The sequence below is a fragment of the Nitrospira sp. Kam-Ns4a genome, assembly GCF_965152595.1.
Genome location: NZ_OZ224218.1, coordinates 2,308,594 through 2,329,607 on the forward strand (window position 1 = coordinate 2,308,594; position 21,014 = coordinate 2,329,607).

A 21,014-nucleotide genomic window follows, 5' to 3' on the forward strand; every position below is an offset into this window, starting at 1 on the left:
AGCATCGCGACGACGCCGCACACGAAGAATTCCTGAGTGGAGCTAAGCCCATGAGTGCCGACCGCGCGATTCTGCTCATCGCGGCCAGCGAGACGGACGCCAACCTCTATTACGCGACACGGTTCATTGCGCCGGACCCGTTCATCTATCTGGAGATCAAGGGCGAGCGGCTGCTGGTGATGAGCGACCTCGAGCTGGACCGCGCGCGCAGCCAGGCCGCGGTGGACCGGGTGCTGTCCTATTCCGAGATCGAACGCGATCTCAAGGCTCGAGGCGCGGCGGAACCAGGGACGGTGGACGTGGTCCATGAGGTCCTCCGGCGTCACGGGATCCAGCGGCTCCTGGTTCCCGCCACCTTCCCCTATGGCCACGCCTCCAAGCTGCTGGCCCTCGGCTATGAGCTAGAGGTCAAGCGGGAGCCCTTTTTCGAGCGCCGGGCCATCAAGACCGACGAGGAAGTCCGGTTCATCGAGGCGACCCAGCGCGCGACGGAGGAGGCTGTCCGTGCCGCCCACCAGGTGTTGCGGGCGGCTCGCCCGCGCGACGGGCTCCTTTGGCTGGACGACACGCCGCTGACGTCGGAGCGGCTCAAGAAGGTGATCAACGTCGCCCTGATGGAGCGCGATTGCGTCGCGCAGCACACGATCGTGGCCGGTGGTGACCAGGCCTGCGATCCCCATAACGAAGGCAGCGGGCCGCTGCCGGCCGACCGGAGCATCATCTTCGATGTCTTTCCCCGCTCCAGCCGGACCCGCTATTTCGCCGACCTGTCCCGGACCGTCGTGCGGGGACGCCCGTCGCCCGAGCTGAAGCGGCTCTACCAGACGGTCAAGGACGCCCAGGAGGAGGCCATCGCCAAGATTCGCGACGGCGCCGACGGTGCGAAGATCCACCGGGAGATCTGCGAGCGCTTTGAGGCGGCGGGCTACCGCACCGGCCTGGTGAACGGGCGGATGCAGGGCTACTTCCATGGGACCGGCCACGGCGTCGGCCTCGACATCCACGAGGTTCCCCGGATCAGCCGGACCGGGACCATCCTCCAGGAGGGACAGGTGGTGACAGTCGAGCCGGGGCTGTACTATCCGGGCCTCGGCGCCGTCCGCATCGAAGACATGGTGCTCGTCACCCGTGACGGTTGCCGGAACCTAACAGACTATCCGAAGACGTTTGAACTCGACGAGTAGCTGACAGCCAGCGGCGCATCGCACATAGCCGTTCGCTGGCCGCTCCCTGCGGTTTGCTCGCACCCATGCGCCTGACCTTCACCATCCTGCGGTTCAACCCGGAAACGGACGTGCGTCCGCACCTCGAGGACCTCCGCACTGAGGTAGGGCGAGGCACGACCGTGCTCGACGCGCTGATCCGGATCAAGCACCAGGAGGACGGGACGCTGGCCTTCCGCTATTCGTGCCGCTCGGCGATCTGCGGCTCCTGCGCGATGGAGATCAACGGGACAGAGAAGCTCGCCTGCCGCACCTCCGTCCGCAAAGAGCTGGAACGGTACGGCCGGATCACGGTCGCGCCCCTGCGCAACCTGCCGGTCATCAAGGACCTGGTCGTGGACATGTCCCCGTTCTGGGGGAAGATCCGCGGGGTGACGCCCTGGCTCCTCCCGGGCCGGGACCTGTTCGCGGGAGAGCCGGGGCGGCCGCTCGCGCTGCGGCCGGGCGCCTACGACTTCCACAACGTGGACGGCTGCATCATGTGCGGAGCCTGCGTGGCGGCCTGCACGTCGCACGAGGTCTCCCCGACCTTTCTGGGGCCGGCGGCCCTGGCGAAGGCCGACCGGTTCATCGCCGACCCGCGCGAGTCACAGGAGGCCAAGCGGGCGCGGCTCGCGGCGCTCGCGCAGGACGACGGTATTTGGGACTGTGTCCGGTGCAACTATTGCGTCCAGGTTTGCCCGAAGGATGTGCGCCCGATGGACGCTATCATCCGCCTGCGGCGAGCGGCCCTCGACGCTGGGCTCCTGCACACCGGAGGGGCCCGGCACATCACCGGGTTCTGCGAGATCGTCCAGCGGGAAGGGCGGCTCAATGAAACGATGATGCCGCTGAAGATCCTGCGGTTCAACGTCCGGCGGCTGCTGCAGGTTCTACCCCTGGCCGTGAAGATGCTTTTTCGAGGGAAGATGCCGAACCCCCTCGGCCATCCAATTCCCGGCATCGCCCAGGTCCGCGCGATCTTCGCGGCCGCACGCCGACGGGTGGCCAGTTCCTGACGTGGCCGGCGAGTTCCGATTCCTGGACGATGTGGCGCTGGCCGACGCTGCCTTTGAAGCCGTCGGCGACACCCCGTCGGAGCTGGTGCAAGCGGCGGCCCGGGCCTTGTTCGAGACCATGGCGGATCCTGCCACGATCGCGCCCGTTCAGCGGCGGACGGTCGAGCGGGAGGCCGACTCCCTGGGGGACCTGCTGTTTGACTGGCTCTCGGACATCGTGTACTTCAAAGACGCTGAAGGCCTGTTGTTCCGGGAGGCCGACGCCACGGTCGAGCAAACGGAGGGGGCGCGCACCTGGCGGCTCCGGGCCGTGCTGACCGGCGAGCCGATCATGCCGGCGCGGCAGGAGTTGCGGGCCGACGTCAAGGCGGTCACCAAGCACCTCTATGAGGTCCGCCATGACGGGGCCCGATGGTACGCCCGGGTCGTGCTCGATATTTAGCCCCGACGAGTGAAGGGGTGAGGGGTGACGAGGATGAAGCTCAACACGACGATGACAGTCAACCGGGTCGCCGACGAGGTCTGGGAGATCCCGGTCTCCGAGAAGCCTGGCATGCTGGTCCCCGCCCGGATCTACGCGACGGAGTCCATCCTCGCCAGCATGGACGGTGGCGTCTTCGAGCAGGTGACGAACGTCGCCTGCCTGCCGGGGATCCAGCGCTACGCCCTGTGCATGCCGGACGGCCATTGGGGCTACGGGTTTCCGATCGGCGGCGTCGCCGCGTTCGACGTGCGCGAGGGGGTGATCTCGCCCGGCGGGGTCGGTTACGACGTGAACTGCGGGATGCGGCTCATTCGGACCAACCTGACGTTGGCGGAAGTTCGCCCGCGGCTGGACGAGCTCATGACCGAACTGTTCCGCCGGGTACCGGCCGGGGTCGGCTCCAAGGGGTTCGTGCACCTGAGCCGGGCGGACTTCGCGGAGGTCATGAAACAGGGCGCGCAGTGGTGCGTCGCCCACGGCTACGGCTGGCCGGAGGATCTGGAGCGCATCGAGGAGCGGGGCTGCATCCCTGGCGCCGATCCCGCGCGGGTTAGCGACCATGCCGTGGAGCGCGGCATTCATCAGCTCGGCACGCTCGGGTCGGGTAATCATTACCTCGAGGTCCAGGTGGTCTCCGACGAGCGCATCTTTGATCGGGAGACGGCGGCGGCGCTCGGCATCACCGGAGCCGACCAGGTCGTCGTGATGGTGCACTGCGGCTCCCGCGGGTTCGGGCACCAGGTCGCGAGCGACTACTTGAAGGTGTTCGAGAAGGCCATGCGCCGGTACGGGATCACCGTGAAGGACCAGCAGCTCGCCTGTGCGCCGTTCCGCTCTCCGGAGGGCCAGGACTACTTCGCGGCGATGAACTGCGCCGCGAACAGCGCGTTCGCCAACCGGCAGGTGATCACCCACCGGATTCGGGAGGCCTTCACGGCCGTCTTCGGCCGGTCGGCCGAGGAGCTGGGGATGGAGCTCGTCTACGACGTGGCGCACAACATCGCCAAGGTCGAGCGGTACCCGGAGGGAGAGCTGGTGGTCCACCGCAAGGGCTCCACCCGAGCCTTCGGGCCGGGCCGCCCGGAGCTGCCCGAGCGGTTTCGCGGGATCGGCCAGCCGGTCATCTGCGGCGGCTCCATGGAGACCGGCTCCTACCTGCTGGTCGGAACCGACCGGGCCATGGAGGAGACCTTTGGGTCCACGATGCACGGCTCCGGCCGGACGATGTCGCGCGCCCAAGCCAAGAAGACGATCAGGGGCGAACAGCTCAGGCGGCAGATGGAGCAGCGGGGTATCGTCGTCAAGGCCGTCTCGATGTCCGGCCTGGCTGAGGAGGCCGGCTTCGCGTACAAGAGCATCTGCGACGTGGTCGAGACGGTGGACCGAGCCGGGATCACAAAGAAGGTGGCCGAGTTGCGACCCATCGGCAACATCAAGGGGTAGAGATCGTCCTTGGTTTTACAAGCCCGCCGAACAATTTACGTCCCTCCGATGTTCAGGTTTGGCGCTTTCCCCTAGGCCTTTGGCGGCTGCCGGCAAGAACCGCTTGATTCTCTGATGAATTTCCACGCTCGCCGATCCCCCACAACGAGGCATGTTCCCTGCAACGCCTCGGTGCAGGAGGGATGAGCCATGAGCGCCTCACTGGGAGAGTGGCTCAAGCGGCTGCGGGAGGAACGGGGACTGTCGTTGGAGGGGATCGCGCAGCGGACTCGCATTCACCAGGCCTACCTCCGGGCGCTGGAGGAGAACGACTTCACCAAGCTCCCGCCCGCGCTCCTGTTCGCGAAGGCCTACGTCAAGGCCTACGCGCGCTGCCTCGCGCTGTCTGAGCAACAGGAAGCGGAAGTCATGCTTCGGTTCGTCGAGTCGGCGCGCGCCTATTACAACGGACAGGACCCCGGTGCTCCATGGCTGCCGGAACCCGGCTACCGCGGGCAAGGGGACGGCCCGGCGCGAAAGATCGCCTTCGCCCGCGTCCGCTTGTTCCGCTGAGCCCCCTGGAGGATGGGTGATGCCCAGCGCCACCGAAGGACCGCCGCTCACCTGTCCCTCCGCCTGGCTCGGCGCCTGGCGGGCCGCTTCCATGACAGGTCGAGAGCCGGGACCGGCTGAGCGGAGCGGCCGACAGCTCCGTGTCCTGGTTCTCCTGGCCGTGACTGGGGCGGCGGTCGCGCTCGACCTAGCCTTCCCGTCCTGGACCTCGGGCGGGCTCTTGTACCTGGCGCCAGTCCTGCTGGCGCTGTCGCGCCATCCGAAACGAGAGGCGCTCGTCACGGCGGGCGCCTGCACCCTGCTGGGCCTAGGCGTGCCGCTGGTCCAGGTCTCCCCCTCGCTCTTCCAGGCGCCCACACCCTCGGAGCCCTTCTCCTGGGTCGCGCTCGGCGATCGCGGGCTGTCGCTCGGCGTGCTCTGGATCATCGTGGTCCTCGGCTGGCGGCGACGGGCTATGGAGGCCTCGCTGCACGACGCGGAGGCGCGCTACCGCGGCATCTACGAGGGCTCGAAGGACGCGATCGGCTACGTGGCGCTCGACGGGCGGCTCCTCGATGTCAACGGCGCGTTTCAGATCTTGACCGGCTACAGCCGCGAGGAGCTGCGCTCGATGACCTGCCGGGACCTGACCACGGCGGACCATCGCGAACGGGAGGCGCAGATGCTCGAGCGCGTTCTCCGGACCGGCGAGGCGGTGGAGTTCGAAAAGGACATCCTGCGCCGCGATGGAACCCTGGTTCCTGTCGCCGCGACCGCGATTGTCGTGAAGGACGCCGCCGGAGCGCCGGTCGGGTTGGCCGAGATCATGAAAGACCTTACCGAGCGGAGGCAGACCGAGGCCCGGCTGCGGGAGCTGGCCTATTACGATTGTCTGACCGGGCTGCCCAACCGGCGCCTGTTCATGGAGCTCCTCAAACAGAGCTTGAGCCGCGCCAGCCGAACAAAGACCCACGTGGCCGTCTTCTTCCTCGACCTGGACGGGTTCAAGCTCGTCAACGACACCCTGGGACATCAGCAGGGCGATGTCGTGCTCAAGATTATCGCCGAGCGGCTGGCGACCTGTGTCCGGGCGAGTGACGTACTCTCGCGGCAGGGCGGGGACGAGTTCACGTTCGTGTTGGAGCACGTCGGGACGCCCGACGACGCCTCGCGGGTGGCGCAGAAGATTCTCGACGTCACCGCGCAGCCCTGCACCGTCGAGGGGCACGAGATCGCACTGACCGGCAGCATCGGGATCGCGTTCTATCCCACCGACGCGACCAACGCCGACGCGCTGATCCAGCATGCCGACACCGCGATGTACGCGGCCAAGGCGACAGGGAACACCTTCCAGTTTTACTCGGCCGACATGCACGAGCGGGCTTTGGAGCGCCTGCGGCTGGGGACCGAGCTGCGCCGAGCCCTGCATCGGCAGGAGTTCGTGCTCCATTACCAGCCGATCGTGGACGCGCACACCCGCGGCATCAGCGGCGTGGAGGCCTTGATCCGGTGGCAGCATCCCGAGCGCGGGCTCATCCCGCCGGCGACGTTCATCCCGCTCGCGGAAGAGACGGACGTCATCGTCCCGATCACCGAGTGGGTGCTTCGCACGGCCTGTGCCCAGACCCGGTCCTGGCAAGCCGGCGGCCATGCCGGGCTCCGGGTGGCCGTGAATCTCTCCCGGCGGCTGTTCCGGGATACGAGCCTGGTGGATCTGGTCCGCCGAATCCTCGACGAGACTAGCCTAAGCCCCTCCTCGCTGGAGCTGGAGCTGACGGAGAGTCTCCTGATCAAGGATCGCGAGCGGACCGTGGCGATGCTCCAGGCGCTACACGCGCTGGGCGTACGGATCTCGATTGACGACTTCGGGATCGAGTACTCCTCGCTGGGCTACCTCAAGCAGATCCCGATCACGACGCTCAAGATTGACCAGTCCTTTGTCCGCGACATCATCGGCAGCGAAGCCGACACCGCCATCGCTCAGGTGGTCATCACGCTGGGCCGGTGCCGGAACCTCACGGTCGTCGCCGAAGGCGTGGAGGCCGAGGCGCAAGCCGGCTTCCTCAGCGCTCAACGTTGTCATGAGCTGCAGGGCTATTATTTCAGCGGCCCGGTGCCCGCCGAGGTCCTGACCACCCTCCTTTTGTCCCCGAAGCACCTCGGATCCACCCTGATCCGCCTGTAACGCTCTCAGACCTGTCTGGTTCCCAGCCCGCGGCCGTCGCTGCGGCCCTCCCGGACGGTGACTTCCGGCGACCGTCCCGCTATACTGCCCGTGATACGACCGCGACCCGTCCCGGGCACGGCCGCAAGGGGGAGGCTTCCATGCCGTTGAAGTACGCGCTGTTCACCGGTTGCGCTGCCAAGGGCGCGACGCCCGAGCTGTACGAGTCCACCATGGCCGTCATTGGCCGGCTGGGCATCGAGGTGGTCGAGCTGGCCGCAGCCTCCTGCTGCGGCGCGGGCGTGGTCGGGGAGGCGGATCCGGACGTCGCGCTGGCGCTGAGTGCCAGGACCTTCGCGCAGGCCGAACAGCTCGGTCTCGACGTGATGACGATCTGCGGCACCTGCCAGGGCGTCATGGGCGCCGCGAACCGGCGCCTCAAGACGGAGCCGGGATTGCTGGAGCGGATCAACCGGTTGCTGGGGCAGGATGGCTTGGCCTACCAGGGCAAGGTGCAGGTCAAGCACCTCTTGTGGATCGTCGTCCGGGAAGTGGGGCTCCGCTGGCTGGCGGAGCAGGTCCGGGTCCCGCTGAGCGAGTTGCGCATCGCCCCCTTCTACGGCTGCTACATCCTGCGGCCGTCCTGGGATCTCGGCTTTGACGATCCTGAGCAGCCCACCTCGCTGGAACGGGTCATCCGGGCGGTGGGCGGCGAAGCCGTGGCCTATCCCGGCCGGACGAAGTGCTGCGGCTTCCCAGTGATCCTGGAAAAGGAGGCGATCGCGGTGGCGATGGCCGGCCAGAACATGAAGGAGGCAAAGGAAGCGCGGGCGGATTGCATGGTCACCCCGTGCCCGCTCTGCCACATGAGCTTGGACATCTACCAGGAGCGGGCCGGCCGAGCGGTCAACACAGCCCTCAACCTGCCGATCCTCCACCTGCCCCAGCTCTTAGGGTTGGCGATGGGGGTGCCGACCAAGGAACTCGGCCTGGCGCGTCACCTGGTGCCCGTGGATAGCCTCATCCGGACGATTGAGCACCGGAGGGCCGCGGCACGGCCGGACTTACGGAGCCCATGAGATGAAAGTCATTAGTCTCTCCGATTATCAGCAGTTTAACGCTGACAAGATGAAGAAGAACAACATCTTTCAAACCCCGCGGTTCTTCTGCGACGTGTACTGCTTTGAGCCAGGTCAGGAGCAGCACGGACACGTGCACGGCGATCAAGACAAGGTCTACCTCGTCTTGGAAGGCCAGGGCACTTTTCGGGTTGGGACCGAAGAGCGCGTGCTGGGGCCCGGGCAGGGAACCCTGGCGGCTGCGGGGGAAGAGCACGGGGTCCGCAATCACACGACGGGGCGCCTCCGGGTCCTGGTCTTCGTCGCCCCCAACCCCTCCTGAGCGGCGCCTTCAGCCTCTGTCACGGATTCGGCGGCGTGATCTCGCCCGCCGGAAGCTCCGGCTGCCAGGGCGTAGCGGGCATCAGCGGTGCAGGCTTGGCGTCCGGCGAGACGACCAGGACCGCGATCGCGCCGCGCAGCGCGCCCGTCAGCGAATGCGTCACCAGCGGGTAGGCGCCCGGCGACTCCACCACGAGGTCAAAGGTCGCGGCGCTGCCTGGCGCGACGACGGCGGTCTGGACGCCGATCTGCCGGTTGGCGGGATTCCCGCTCTCGTAGACCGTATCCCAGATTTCTCCGATCGGGTGGAACGCCGAGAACTCGTTGGGCCCGGCGTTCACGAAGTAGATCCGGACCCGCTCGCCCGGCTTCGCCTCTAGGGGCTTTCCGCCCGTCACGAAGGGATGGTACTTGAAGATCCCGCCGTTGAAGATGACGTGGTCGGCCTTGCGTTCGAACATGGCGGAGACATCGTCGGGGTTCTTCAGATAAAGCTCCGACTGGATCAGCACGTACTCGCGGTCCGCCTTCGGCCAGGCGCCTGCGTCCTTCGGATCCACGATGATCGCGCCGAACATGCCCCGGGCCACGTGCTGGATCATCGGCGGCGCCCCGCAATGGTAGAAGAAGACGCCTGGCTTCTTGGCGACGAACGTGTAGCTGATAGACTCGCCGACGTTGATTGCCCGGTAGTTCTTGAGAAAATCAATCTCGGCCGCGTGGAAGTCCATCGAGTGGGGGTAGACGTTGCTCTTCGGGTTGTGGAGGGTAAACTGGACCGTGTCGCCTTCGGTGACCCGGATGACCGGGCCAGGCATCTGACCGTTGAAGGTCCAGGCCTTGTACCGGGTCCCGTCGCCGCTCACGACCAGCTCGGTCTCGACCGCGGTCATCTGGACTTCGTGGGACTTCGCCGAGCCCGCAGGGACGGCGATGAGGAATGGACTGATCGAGAGGGCGAGAGTCAGCCCCCAGACGAGGGGGCGCCGGGTTGCGGCGCTCAGCGATACCCGCAGCATAGTTCACCTCCAAAAGGATGAGGATCGGTCCCTGTCAGGAAACGGAATCGGGCCTGTCAAGAACATACTAGGGGAAAGCAGAGCGGGAAGAATATGACGAAGATCATGTTTTGCAACGCTGCGGTCGCGCGGTCGGGGAGGAGCTAGCCGCGGCGGCGTCGGAGGTCAATCGTTTGATGCCAGCCAGGTCCGTGATGACCAGGCGCTTGGCGGTCCCGGAGACCAGCCCCGCGCGCCGAAACCGACTCATGATGCGGATGGCGGTCTCCACGGTGATGCCGGCCATATCCGCAAGGTCCTTCCGCGTCAGCCGGACGGTCAGGCGCAGCCCGTCGGGGTCCGGCGCCACGGCCCTGCCCGCGAGGCTCACGAGCAGGGAGGCGAGCCGCTGCTCGGCCCGATCCATGGCCAGCACCTTGGCCTGTTCCTGCGCCTCGTTCAGCCGGCTTCCGAGATACTTAATGACCTCCAAGGCCGCGTCGGGATTCCGCCGGATCACGTCAAAATAAGTTTTTTTGCTCAAGCGGAGAATCGTCACGTCGCCCATCGGCTGGGCGCAGCCGGGGTGGGATGCGCCATCGAAGACCGCCGCCTCGCAGCAGAAGAGGTCGCCCGGCAGCAGGACCTTGAGCGTGACCTCCTTGCCCTCCGGCGAGGTCTTGACGCACTTGACGGCACCGTCCTTGACGATGTGGAAGTAGTCGGCAGGATCGCCCTCGCGGAAGATGAACTGATCACGCCTGTAGCAGGTCTCGATGAGCTCGCCGGCGATGCGGCGCCGGTCCTGCGCAGAGAGCGCCTGAAACAGGGGGATCTGACTCAGCGGATCGGCCTTCTTCATGCCGGCGCGCCCGTCACAGGATGCGCTTGGCCGTCTCGACGATCGCGCGGGCGCTGATGCCGTACCGGTCGAGCAGCTCGTCCGGCTTACCGCTGTGGGGAATCTCCCGGACCGCGAGCTTGTGGACACGGACCCCTTCACTGCCGACCGCCGCAAGCACCGCGTCGCCCAGCCCCCCGTGCGCGTAATGGTCTTCGACGGTCAGGAACCGCCCCCCGGTCGCCCGGGCGCAGTCCAGCAACGTGGCCCGGTCAATCGGGACGATGCTGTACAGATCCACGACCCGGGTCGGGATGCCCATCGCCTGGAGCTGCTCCTGCGCCTTGAGGGCTTCGAAGACGGTCACGCCGGCCGCGACGATCGTCAGCCTGTCCGCGGGGCTCTGCCGATGCACCTTGGAGCCGCCGATCGGGAAGCGCTCGTCGTTCCCGTACAGGATCGGCGTCTTGGGCCGACCGGTCCGGATGTAGACGAGCCCTCGGTGCGCCGCGGCGGCCTCGACGAGGCGATGGGTGCAGACCGCATCGGCGGGGTAGAGGACCACCACGTCCGGCTGCGCCGCCATCATCGCGAGGTCCTCCAGTCCCATCTGGGACGGCCCGTCCTCGCCGATGCTCACTCCCGCGTGCGTGCCGACGAGCTTGATGTTCGAGCGGCTGATGGCCGCCATGCGGATGAAGTCGTAGGCGCGTGTGAAGAAGCAGGCAAAGGTCGAGGCGAAGGGGATTTTGCCGCAGGCCGCCAGCCCGACCGCGGCGCCCAGCATGTTCTGCTCGGCGATGAAGTTTTCGAAGAACCGGTCAGGAAAGCGCTTCCCGAACTTGTCCGTGTAGGTCGAGTTTTTGACGTCGGCGTCCAGTGCGACGATCAACGGATTCGCCTCGCCCAGCGCGGCCAGCGCGGCACCAAAGGCCTCCCGGGTCGCGACCGAGTCCGTGGGCTTGTAGGCGGGAGGGGCGACAGGCGTGACCGCCGGGGCAGCCGGTGGGCCGGCCTCGGGCTGGCGGATCTGGACTGGAGTCCCGTCGTCGGTCAGGTGCCGGCGTAACGCTTCGATCACCTGCTGCGCTTCGTCCTTCTTGAGCGCCTTCCCGTGCCAGTCCGGCCGATCCTCCGCAAATGGGATGCCCTTGCCCTTGACGGTGCGCGCCAGCAGGACCGTCGGCCGTCCTTGGGTCCGGGCCGCCTCATCGAAGGCCGCGAGCAGCGCAGCGAGGTCGTGTCCGTCTACGGTCAGCGCGTGCCAGCCGAAGGCTGTCCAGCGCGTGCGGTAGGCCTCCAGGTCGTGCTGGAGCATAGTCGGGTTGCTCTGCCCGAGCCGGTTGATGTCCACGATCGCGCAGAGGTTGTCGAGCGCGTAGTGCCGGGCCAACTCGACGGCCTCCCAGACCGAGCCCTCGACCGATTCGCCGTCCCCCATCAGCACGTAGATTCGGGCGCCCGATCGATCGAGCCATTTGGCGTTCAGCGCCATTCCGACGCCCGCCGCCAGGCCCTGGCCGAGCGACCCGGTCGCGACGTCCACGAATGGCAGGCGCGGCGTCGGATGCCCCTCGAGGTCCGAGTCGAGCCTGCGCAGCTTAAGCAGTTCGCGCCGGTCGAAGAGCCCGGCCTCTGCCCAGGCCGCGTACAGCAGAGGCGCCGCGTGGCCCTTCGACAGGATGAACCGGTCGCTCCGGGGATCCTTGGGGTTCTTCGGATCGTAACGCATGACCGAAAAGAACAGCACGGCGACGACGTCGGCGGCCGAGCAGCAGCTCGTCGGATGGCCGCTGCCCGCCTCCGTCGTGGCGCGGATGCTCTCGATCCTCAGATGCGTGGCCCGGTTGCGCAGCATGGTGAGCAGGGCCGGGGTCGCGGTGGTTGCGGAAGCCATAGTGTCTCCTTTCAGGGATGCGTCGCCCGTCGAAACGGCATGCCGAGCCAGCCTAACAAACCGCCATCGGGTCAGTCAATTCGACCGATTGACGCGGCGGCGCAGGCGGCACATTGCGGCTACACGGACCCTCGTGCTAGAGTCGGGTCGTCCCGGTGGAGTCCGAGCGTATGTGGATCCGTCCGATCAGCCGGTTGCTGATCCTGCTCGCCGTCCTGACCGTGAGCGGCCTGCTGTCCATCGTGAGCGCCCTGAACCCAGGCGAGCGGGCCTGCGACGCGGCTTCGCTCGAAGCCCATGGCTACGAGCCGATTGTCGGCGAGGCCCAGGAAGGCGGCGGGGAAGATTCCTCGGCGCCGGACGACTGTTCCGTCCCGATCACGACGCGTCCGGAGCGCCCGTCCTGGTCCTTCCTCGCGATCAGGACCTCGGGGCTGCATCTGCCGGTGCTGGCCCGCGCGCGCTTCCGCCCACCAACCCTTTCGTAACTTCGGTCGAATACCTCGAGAAGTTAAGCGCCGCCGCCTCGCTCCCGGGGCTCGGTTTCTTGCTGCAGAGGCAATCAGGAGGGGGTATGGTGACAAGGAGCAGACCCATCGGACGATTTGTGGGCGCCATCGCCATGGTTGTCAGCCTGTTCGGGGCCGCCGCCGAGGCGGTGGAGCCGTCTCCGCCTTCCTACGACTTGAGGGACATCATCGCGCTCGCCCTGGAGCGCAACCCGCGCGTGCTCGGGGCGGAGGGCGTGATGGAGCAGCGCCGCGGCGAGAAGATTGCGGCCGGGGCCTATCCCAACCCGTCCCTCTATGGGCAGACCGGCCGGGGCACCATTCAAGATCCGCCGACCGGCGGACCCATCGCGGAGAACGCCTTCGTGCTCAACCAGCCGGTGGAGTGGCCGGGCATGCGCGCGGCGCGGAAGCGGGTCGCGGACGCGGCCCTGGCCGGCGCCAGCGCGGGCCTCGAGGAGGCGCGCCTCGATCTGATCGCGGACGTGAAGCTCGCCTTCTACGAGCTGCTGCTCGCCCAACGAGGGGAAGAGCTGGCCCGGCAGAACCTCGCGACCGTCGAACACGTGGCGCGGATCGTGACCGCGCGGGTGCGGTCCGGCGAGGGAGCGCAGTTCGAGGTGATCAAGGCCGACGTTGAGGTGCTGAAGGCCAACCAGGTCGTGACCCGCGCCCAGAACGCCGTCCGGGTGGCGCGGGTGGCGCTCGACACGTTGACGGCCGGGGCGCTCGGCACGGTGTACATGATCCGGGGCGACTTCCAGCCGTTCCAGCGGGACCTGAGTCTGGACACCTTGGTGACCACGGCCCTGGAGCAGCATCCGACCATCAGGCGCCTGGCGAAGCTGGTGGAGGCCTCCGGGCAGAACGTGGAGCTGCAACGGCAGGCGCGCGTACCCACCGTGACCGTGAGCGGCATGTACTTCCGGGAGGCGGGCCGGGAAGCCTTTGGCGGCGCCCTCACCGTGCCGACGCCCCTGTGGTACCGTCGGCAAGGGGAGATTGCAAGCGCGCTGGGCGCCAAGCGCCGTGAAGAGGCGGAGCTGCTTCGCGCGCAGAACGAGTTGGTGCGCCAGGTGAACCAGCACTTTCAGGATGCCAAGACCGCCGCGGAGCAGCTCGAGGTGTTTGAGAAGGGCTTGCTCAAGCAGGCGCAGGAGGCCCTGCGGATCGCGCAGTTCAGCTTCCAGCAGGGGGTCTCGAGCCTGCTCGAGGTGCTCGACGCCCAGCGCGTGTTCCGGCAGACGCAGCTTGAGCATGCGCAGGCGCGGTACGAGTTTTCCGTCGCGCTGACGCGGCTGGAGCGCTCGGTCGGAGGACGACTGTGACCTACGCAGGCCTCCGGCGCGAGGTCCCCTCGGCACGCCGGAGGGGAGGCGTCTGGCTCGGGGGGCTCGGCCTTGTCGTGCTTGGCTGGCTCGCGGGCTGCGACTCGGCGCCCAAAGAGGCGACGGGTGCGAAGCCGGCCCCAGGCTGGCCGGCGGCCGATCTGGTGACGCTCAAGCCCGAGACGCTCGCGGCGTCCGGGCTGGAGATCCGGCCGGTCTTGCGGGGCGAGTTCCGGCTTTTCCGTGATTTTCCCGCGACCGTGAAGCCGAACGAGAACGAAATGGCCGAGATCACCGCGCTCGTCCGCGGCCGGGTCGTGGACGTGTACGTGGATCTGGGCCAGGAGGTCGAGGCAGGGGCGCTCCTGGCGATCCTGTACAGCAGCGAGCTGGGCCTCGCCCAGTCCACCTACCTGAAGGCGAAGGCCACGCTGTACGTGGCGGAGCAGGCGTTCAAGCGCGCCCGCACGCTGCTTGACGAGAAGGTCATCGGGCAGAGCGAATTCCAGCGGCGGGAAGGGGAGCTGATCAGCGCACGGGCGGAGGTGCGGGAGAGCGCCGACCGGCTGTTGCTGCTGGGCATGACCGAGGACGAGATCCGCAAGCTCGAGCGCGACCAGAAAATCCGGTCCTACGTGCCCCTCCACGCGCCTTTCGCCGGCCGGATCATCGCCCGCGACGTGACCCGCGGCGAGGTCGTGGGCCCGAACGACAAGCTGTTTGCGGTAGCGAACCTGACGAAAGTCTGGGTCCTCGCCGACATTCCTGAAAAGGACATTCCCTACGTATTGGCCCAGGCGACGCCGGATCGGCCCGTCGAGGTATTCCTTTCGGCCTTTCCCAACGAGGCCTTCCACGGCCGGGTGACCTACGTCGGCGATGTCCTCAACCCCGAGACGCGCACGATGCAGATCCGGCTCGAGGTGCCCAATGCCGAGCGGCGGCTCAAGCCGGAGATGTTCGCCACGATCCGGATCTATTCCGCGCCGGAGCCGGGCACCCTCATGATCCCCGAGAGCGCCGTCCAGCGGGACCGGGACCGGCTCTTCGTGTTCGTGCAGCGGGACCCGGAGTCGTTCGAAGCCCGCGACGTGCGGCTCGGCGAGTCCAACGGTCAGGTGGTCAAGGTGATCGAGGGATTGCAGGAAGGGGAGCCCGTGGTCACCAAGGGGGCCTTCCTCCTGAAGTCCCACATGCTCAGGGGTGAGATGTAGGCCGCATGATCGCCGCCCTCGTCGCGTTTGCCCTCCGCCAGCGCGTCCTAGTCGTCACGGTGGCCCTCGCAGCTTCCTGCGCTGGGGTCTACGCGTTCCGGACCATTCCCATTGACGCCTTCCCGGACGTCACGAACGTGCTAGTCCAGGTCGTCATCAAGGTGCCCGGGCTGTCGCCGACCGAGATCGAGCAGTTTGTGACCTATCCGATCGAGCTGCAGATGACCGGCCTCCCGGGCCTCACCGACCTCCGTTCCCTCTCCAAGGTCGGCCTCTCGATGATCACGGTCGTCTTCGAGGACCACATCGACATGTACCTGGCCCGGCAACTGGTGCTCGAGCGGATCATCGAAGTCCAGGACTCGCTGCCGGCCGGGGCACAGATCAGCCTCGTGCCCAACTCGACCGGGTTGGGGGAGGTGTACCAGTACTTCCTGGACTGGCCCGAGGGTGTCATGCGCGCGCCCGACACGCCGGAGGTCCAGGAGCGGGAACTGACGGAGCAACGGACCATCCAGGACTGGGTGGTCCGCCCGCTCCTTAAGAGCGTCCCAGGTGTCATTGACGTGAACTCGATGGGCGGGTTCGTCAAGCAGTACCAGGTGATCGTCGAGCCGGGCCTGCTGCGCAAATACAACCTGACGCTCCACGAGGTCTTCCAGGCCGTCGCCAAAAACAACGCGAACGCCGGCGGCAACATCCTCGAGAAGCACGCCGAGAAGTACATCGTGCGGGGCGTGGGGATGATCAAGACACTGGCCGACATCGAGAGCATCGTCGTCAAGGAGGCCGGCGGCACGCCGGTGTTCGTCCGCGACGTCGCGGAAGTTCGTGTGGGCCACGCGGTCCGACATGGGGCCGTCGTGCTGAACGGCGAGCGGGAGGTCGTGGCCGGCATCGTCCTCATGCTCCGGGGTGCCAACGCGCGGGACGTGGTCGAAGGCGTCAGGCGCAAGGTCGAAGCGATTAGCCGGAAGGGGTTGCTCCCCGGCGGGCTTCGGATCGTCCCGTTCTACGACCGGATCGAGCTGATCACGGCAGCGCTCGGGACGGTGTACAAGGCCTTGCTCGAGGGCATCGTCCTCGTCGTCTTGGTGTTGTTCCTCTTCCTCGGCGAGGTGCGGAACGCCTTGATCGTCACCGCCACCCTGGTCGTCACCCCGCTCGTCACGTTCATCGTCATGCGGCAGCAGGGGCTCACGGTGAACCTGATGTCGCTCGGGGGGCTCGTGATCGCGATCGGCATGATGGTGGACGGCTCCGTCGTTGTCGTGGAGAACGTCTATCGCCACCTGTCGGCGCCGGGCGCGGCCCAGACGAGCCGGATGGCGCTGGTGCTCCGGGCAGTCGAGGAGGTCGGCCAGCCGGTCATGTTCGGGATCCTGATCATCATCCTCGTGTTCCTGCCGATCCTGGCGCTGCAGGGGATGGAAGGGAAGATGTTCAAGCCGTTAGCCTACACGATCGCCATTGCGCTGCTCGTCTCACTCGTGCTGTCGCTCACGCTCTCGCCGGTCCTGTGCACCTGGGGGCTCGCGGGCGGGCAGGGCGACGACCCCTGCCTGCTCCGCTGGGCGAAGCGGGTGTACCGGCCGGCGCTGGCGTGGGCACTCGGCCATCGGCGCCACGTGCTCGGCGGCGCCATCGGGCTGCTCGCCCTCAGCCTGCTCCTGTTTCCTTCTCTTGGCGGCGAGTTCATTCCCATCCTGAACGAGGGGGCGATCGCTCCCCAGACGATCCGGCTGCCCAGCATCTCGCTGCCCGCATCCATCGAGATCGAAAAGCAGATGCAGCGGGCGGTCTTGGAGTTCCCCGAAGTCCGCATGGTGGTCTCCAAGATCGGTCGCACGGAACTCGGCAACGACCCCCAGGAGCCCAACGCGAGCGACCCGGTCGTCGCGCTGCGCCCGATGGACGAGTGGACGACGGCCAAGACCAAGCCTGAGCTCGACGACGCCATTCGCCGGAGGCTTGAGCAGGTCCCCGGCGCGGTGTTCCTGCTCAGCCAGCCCATCCAGCAGCGCATGGACGAGCTGATCTCCGGCGTCCGCACGGAGGCCACGGTCAAGATCTTCGGGGAGGATCTGGAGATCTTGCGCCGGCTTGCCGAGGAAATCGCCGGCATCCTCGGCAGCGTGCGGGGTGTGAAGGACGTTCGGGTGGAGCAGCTCTTCGGCCAGCAGTACCTGGTCGTGGATATTGACCGGGCCAAGATCGCCCGGCACGGGATCAACGTGGCGGACATCCGGGAGATCATCGCCACGGCTATCGGCGGGGAGCCGGCCACCCAGGTCTATGAGGGCCAGCGGCGCTTCGACCTCATCCTCCGGTTCCCCGAGCGGTACCGCAACAGCGTTGAGACGATCCGGAACCTCCTGCTCACGGACCCCGCCGGCGCGCTGATCCCGCTCAGCGATCTCGCCACCGTGGAGCTGCGCGAAGGCCCCGCGCTCATCAGCCGTGAGGGGTTGTCCCGGCGGATCTACGTCGGCTTCAACACGATGGGGCGGGACATCGAGAGCATTGTGGCGGAGGCGCAGAAGAAGCTCGCTGTCCAGGTCCAGATTCCCCAGGGGTATGCTCTCAAGTGGGGCGGCTCGTTTGAAAATATGGAGCGGGCCATGGCCCGGCTGCGGATCATCGTCCCGCTCACGATCAGCTTGATCTTCCTGCTCTTGTTCTCCTCGTTCAACTCCGTCCGGTACGCGGCGCTCATCATCCTGAACCTGCCCTTCGCCCTGATCGGCGGGGTCGTGGCCCTCTGGGTGACAGGGGAATACCTGAGCGTCCCCGCATCGGTGGGCTTCATCAACCTGTTCGGGGTCGCGGTGCTGAACGGGATCGTGCTCGTCGCCTCTATCAACAAGCTCCGGGCGGAAGGGCTGCCGACCGTGGAGGCTGTCACGACCGGGTGTCTGCTGCGGCTGCGCCCCGTCCTCATGACCGCGCTCGTCGCCCTGTTCGGGCTCATCCCCCTGGCCCTCTCGCAGGGCATCGGCTCCGAAGTCCAGCGGCCGCTCGCGGTCGTCGTGATCGGCGGGCTGGTCAGCTCGACGCTGCTGACGCTGATCGTGCTGCCGACGCTCTATCCCTGGTTCCAGGAGGAGTGCGAGAGCCGGGATCCCGCGCCTCCGGCGGACGGCGCGTCGCCGCTCACGGCGGCAGCGGCCCCGCGGGCGGCGGGAGCGGCGCCCCGGCTGGCCCGCCCTCCGGTGGCAGGATCCGAAAGTGGGTGACGGCGAAGGAGACGGGCCGGCCGACCTCGAACTTACACTGCCGGAACTCTTCCTTGTTCATGCGGGAGCGGAGGATCAAGCCGTCGTCGGTCTCGATCTCCAGCCGGTACGCCACGCCGAGGAAGTACACGTGCCGGAGTCGCGCCCGCAGCCGGAACCGATGGGGGTCCTCCGAGACCTTCACATAGTAGGGACGGAACCCGATGCGGACCGCCTGGCCGTCTGGGTACTGTGGCGCGGGAAATCCGAGCGCGCCCACCTGGACCATGCCCTGCTTGACCTCGGCCTCGACGATGTTCATTGCGCCGATGAAGCGGGCGACGAACTCAGTCGCGGGCTCCTCGTACACCTCAGCCGGCGGCCCGACCTGCTCCAGACGCCCCTTGGCAAAGACGATGATCCGGTCGGAGACCTCCATCGCCTCCTCCTGGTCGTGCGTGACGAAGAGGCTCGTCACGTTCAAGTCCCGGTGCAGGCGGATCAGCCATTCGCGCAACTCCTGGCGGACCTTGGCGTCCACCGCGCCGAAGGGCTCGTCCAGGAGAAGCACGCTCGGGCGCGGGGCGAGCGCCCGGGCGATCGCGACCCGCTGCCGCTGCCCGCCGGAGAGTTGGTGCGGGTATCGGTCGCCCAGGCCCTCGAGGCCCATCAGCCGGATCAGCTCGCCGACGCGCGCGGCGACCTCCGCCCGCGGCCAGTTCTTGATCCGCAAGCCGAAGGCGATGTTGTGGAAGACCGTCAGGTGCTTGAAGAGCGCGTAGTGCTGGAAGACGAACCCGATGTTGCGCTGCTGGACGGGCAGGTCATTCACCCGCTGCCCGTCAATCAGGATCTCGCCCGCAGTCGGTGTCTCCAGCCCGGCGATCAGCCGCAGCACGGTGGTCTTGCCGCTCCCGCTCGGGCCGAGCAGTCCCACCAGCTCGCCTTCCTTCACGGCAAAGGAGACGTCGGCCACCGCCTCGACCGCGCCGAAACGCTTGGAGAGATGTCGGACCTCGATCTTCACGCGGGCCCCGCCTGCGGCCGGTCCGCGAGCCGCGCGGCCCGCGCCCTGGCCGCTTCCAGGACGGTCAAGATCAGGAACGACACAGCGAGCAACGTGACCGCCACCGCGTAGGCGCCTGCGTAGTTGAAGTCCACGTAGCTCTGATAGATGTGGAGCGTCGCCGTCTGGGTCAGCAGGAGAATGTTCCCCGAGACGACCAGCACGGCACCGAACTCGCCGATCGCGCGCGCCACCGTCAGCGTCGCGCCGTAGATCAGCCCCCAGCGGACCGCCGGCAGTGTGACTTTGAAGAACACTTGCCACTCGCTCGCGCCCAGGGTCCGGGCCGCCTCCTCGCCGTCCGTGCCGACGGCCTGCAGCACCGGGACCAGTTCGCGGACGATGAAGGGGAAGGTCACGAACAGGGTGGCCAAGACCATGGCCGGGAAGGCGAAGAGGATCTTGACCCCGAGCCGGCCGAAGAAGGCGCCGAGGAGGGTGTCTGGGCCGAAGAGCAGGATCAGCATGAACCCTGCGATGACCGGGGAGACCGCGAAGGGCAGGTCAATGAGGCCGCTCAGGAGGGTCCGGCCGCGGAACTGCTGGCGGGCCAGGACTAACGCGGTGACGGTCCCGAACACCAGGTTCACGGCCAGCACGATGCCCGTGATCACGGCGGTCAGCCAGAACCCGTGCAGGGCCTCAGGGCGGGTGATCTCCGCCCAGAACGCCGCCGCTCCCGCCCCTAGCGCTTCGCGGACCAGGTAGGTGAGGGGACCGATCAACAGGATTCCGAAGTACAGCCAGACGATCCCGATCAGGACGTGACGGGTGGCCCCGGCCAGGGACCTGCCGGGGCAGGCTTGTGACGGGTGACGCGTGGCGCGCATCTCGCTCATCGTTCCGCGTTCAGCCTGGGCTTCCAGGCCGGCAGCCGCTCGCCCGGCGGCCGGGAGAGCCGCTCTAGGAGGAGCAGCGCGAAGAAGGACAACACCAGGACCGCGACGGACACCGAGGTGGCGCCGCGCGGGTTGTAGCTCTCGATCTCCCCGTAGACGTAGACGGCCGCGACCTGGGTCTTCATGGGAATGTTGCCCGCCACGATGACCACCGCGCCGAACTCACCCAGCGCGCGGACGAAGGTGAGGAAGACCCCGGTCAGCAAGCCCGGGAGGATGGCGGGGAGGGTGACCTGCCAGAACGTCGCCCAGGGGCCGGCCCCGAGCGTATAGGCGGCTTCCTCCTGTTCCCGCTCGAGCTCCATGAGCACCGGCTGGAGGGCACGGATGGTGAAGGGCATGGTCACGAAGAGCATCGCCAGCACGATCCCGGGCCTGTTGTAGATGACCTCGATCCCGTTCCCCTGGAGCCAGGCGCCGAGCGGGCTCGTCGGCCCGTACAAGGCAGCGATCATCAATCCCGCCACGAGCGTGGGGATCGCGAAGGGGAGATCCACCACCGCGTTCAGGAACCACCGGCCCGGAAACTCGTAGCGGACGAGCGCGACTGCCGCGAGCGTCCCGCAAATGGCGTTGATCCCAGTCGTCACCACGGCCGCCTGGAGGGTCAGCACCAGGGCATGCCAGGCTTGCGCGTGGCGGATGTCCTCCCAGAATTGAGCCGGTCCCCCCGCCAGCGCCTGCTCGCCAATGACGAGCAGGGGCAGCAGGATGAGGGCGGCGACGTAGCCGATGGCGGTCAGCCGCAGCGCCACGGCGATGAGGTGGTGGTGCTGCATCAGCCTCTGCGCGGGTCCATGGCAC

At 67.4% G+C, this 21,014-nt stretch carries 18 protein-coding genes; 12 read left to right on the forward strand and 6 right to left on the reverse strand.

The window, feature by feature from the left end; translation table 11 throughout:
• Positions 1-50: 50 nt before the first annotated feature.
• The 8 genes from ACWHYQ_RS11590 (at position 51) to ACWHYQ_RS11625 (ending at position 8,244) form a co-directional block, all read left to right on the forward strand.
• A complete protein-coding gene (locus ACWHYQ_RS11590) occupies positions 51-1,184 on the forward strand; it encodes a M24 family metallopeptidase (protein WP_447972287.1) in 1,134 nt (377 codons plus the stop codon).
• A gap of 65 nt (positions 1,185-1,249) precedes the next feature.
• Positions 1,250-2,221: a succinate dehydrogenase/fumarate reductase iron-sulfur subunit gene (locus tag ACWHYQ_RS11595; protein WP_447972288.1), complete on the forward strand. Its 972-nt coding sequence runs from the start codon at positions 1,250-1,252 to the stop codon at positions 2,219-2,221.
• 1 nt (position 2,222) lies between these two features.
• On the forward strand, positions 2,223-2,663 hold the full coding sequence (locus ACWHYQ_RS11600) for an archease (protein ID WP_447972289.1): 441 nt from the start codon (positions 2,223-2,225) through the stop codon (positions 2,661-2,663).
• Positions 2,664-2,696: 33 nt separating this feature from the next.
• Positions 2,697-4,148 carry an RtcB family protein gene (locus tag ACWHYQ_RS11605; RefSeq protein ID WP_447972290.1) on the forward strand — a complete coding sequence of 484 codons (1,452 nt, stop codon included), beginning with the start codon at positions 2,697-2,699 and terminating at the stop codon, positions 4,146-4,148.
• Between the two features lie 189 nt (positions 4,149-4,337).
• On the forward strand, positions 4,338-4,700 hold the full coding sequence (locus tag ACWHYQ_RS11610; RefSeq protein ID WP_447972291.1) for a helix-turn-helix domain-containing protein: 363 nt from the start codon (positions 4,338-4,340) through the stop codon (positions 4,698-4,700).
• A 19-nt stretch (positions 4,701-4,719) separates the two neighbouring features.
• Entirely contained in the window at positions 4,720-6,864 is a 2,145-nt protein-coding gene (locus tag ACWHYQ_RS11615; RefSeq protein WP_447972292.1) for a putative bifunctional diguanylate cyclase/phosphodiesterase, read from the forward strand.
• 140 nt (positions 6,865-7,004) lie between these two features.
• Entirely contained in the window at positions 7,005-7,922 is a 918-nt protein-coding gene (locus ACWHYQ_RS11620) for a CoB--CoM heterodisulfide reductase iron-sulfur subunit B family protein (RefSeq protein ID WP_447972293.1), read from the forward strand.
• Between the two features lies 1 nt (position 7,923).
• Positions 7,924-8,244: a cupin domain-containing protein gene (locus ACWHYQ_RS11625; RefSeq protein WP_447972294.1), complete on the forward strand. Its 321-nt coding sequence runs from the start codon at positions 7,924-7,926 to the stop codon at positions 8,242-8,244.
• A gap of 19 nt (positions 8,245-8,263) precedes the next feature.
• On the opposite strand, the gene ACWHYQ_RS11630 is transcribed toward ACWHYQ_RS11625, so the two are convergent.
• From ACWHYQ_RS11630 to ACWHYQ_RS11640, 3 genes are all read right to left on the reverse strand, one after another.
• Complete coding sequence (locus ACWHYQ_RS11630) at positions 8,264-9,262, reverse strand: multicopper oxidase domain-containing protein (protein WP_447972295.1); 999 nt, start codon at positions 9,260-9,262, stop codon at positions 8,264-8,266.
• A 103-nt stretch (positions 9,263-9,365) separates the two neighbouring features.
• Positions 9,366-10,103 carry a Crp/Fnr family transcriptional regulator gene (locus tag ACWHYQ_RS11635; RefSeq protein ID WP_447972296.1) on the reverse strand — a complete coding sequence of 246 codons (738 nt, stop codon included), beginning with the start codon at positions 10,101-10,103 and terminating at the stop codon, positions 9,366-9,368.
• A gap of 13 nt (positions 10,104-10,116) precedes the next feature.
• Positions 10,117-11,979 carry a transketolase gene (locus ACWHYQ_RS11640; protein ID WP_447972297.1) on the reverse strand — a complete coding sequence of 621 codons (1,863 nt, stop codon included), beginning with the start codon at positions 11,977-11,979 and terminating at the stop codon, positions 10,117-10,119.
• 170 nt (positions 11,980-12,149) lie between these two features.
• On the opposite strand from ACWHYQ_RS11640, the gene ACWHYQ_RS11645 reads away from it, so the two are divergent.
• From ACWHYQ_RS11645 to ACWHYQ_RS11660, 4 genes are all read left to right on the forward strand, one after another.
• Positions 12,150-12,467, forward strand: a complete 318-nt coding sequence (locus ACWHYQ_RS11645; RefSeq protein WP_447972298.1) for a hypothetical protein — start codon at positions 12,150-12,152, stop codon at positions 12,465-12,467.
• Positions 12,468-12,553: 86 nt separating this feature from the next.
• Positions 12,554-13,816 (forward strand): TolC family protein, encoded by a 1,263-nt coding sequence (locus tag ACWHYQ_RS11650; protein ID WP_447972299.1) that lies wholly within the window; start codon positions 12,554-12,556, stop codon positions 13,814-13,816.
• Entirely contained in the window at positions 13,813-15,030 is a 1,218-nt protein-coding gene (locus tag ACWHYQ_RS11655; RefSeq protein WP_447972300.1) for an efflux RND transporter periplasmic adaptor subunit, read from the forward strand. The genes ACWHYQ_RS11650 and ACWHYQ_RS11655 overlap by 4 nt, the downstream gene beginning before the upstream one ends.
• A 5-nt stretch (positions 15,031-15,035) precedes the next feature.
• Entirely contained in the window at positions 15,036-18,266 is a 3,231-nt protein-coding gene (locus ACWHYQ_RS11660) for an efflux RND transporter permease subunit (protein WP_447972301.1), read from the forward strand.
• On the opposite strand, the gene ACWHYQ_RS11665 is transcribed toward ACWHYQ_RS11660, so the two are convergent.
• The 3 genes from ACWHYQ_RS11665 to cysT are packed head-to-tail and all read right to left on the reverse strand — an operon-like array spanning position 18,184 to position 20,989.
• Positions 18,184-19,272, reverse strand: coding sequence for an ABC transporter ATP-binding protein (locus ACWHYQ_RS11665; protein WP_447972302.1), 1,089 nt, complete (start codon positions 19,270-19,272; stop codon positions 18,184-18,186). The two genes, ACWHYQ_RS11660 and ACWHYQ_RS11665, sit on opposite strands and share 83 nt — an antisense overlap.
• Positions 19,269-20,141, reverse strand: a complete 873-nt coding sequence (locus ACWHYQ_RS11670) for a sulfate ABC transporter permease (RefSeq protein ID WP_447972303.1) — start codon at positions 20,139-20,141, stop codon at positions 19,269-19,271. The genes ACWHYQ_RS11665 and ACWHYQ_RS11670 overlap by 4 nt, the downstream gene beginning before the upstream one ends.
• A 5-nt stretch (positions 20,142-20,146) precedes the next feature.
• Positions 20,147-20,989, reverse strand: coding sequence for a sulfate ABC transporter permease subunit CysT (cysT, locus tag ACWHYQ_RS11675; RefSeq protein ID WP_447972304.1), 843 nt, complete (start codon positions 20,987-20,989; stop codon positions 20,147-20,149).
• Positions 20,990-21,014: the final 25 nt, after the last annotated feature.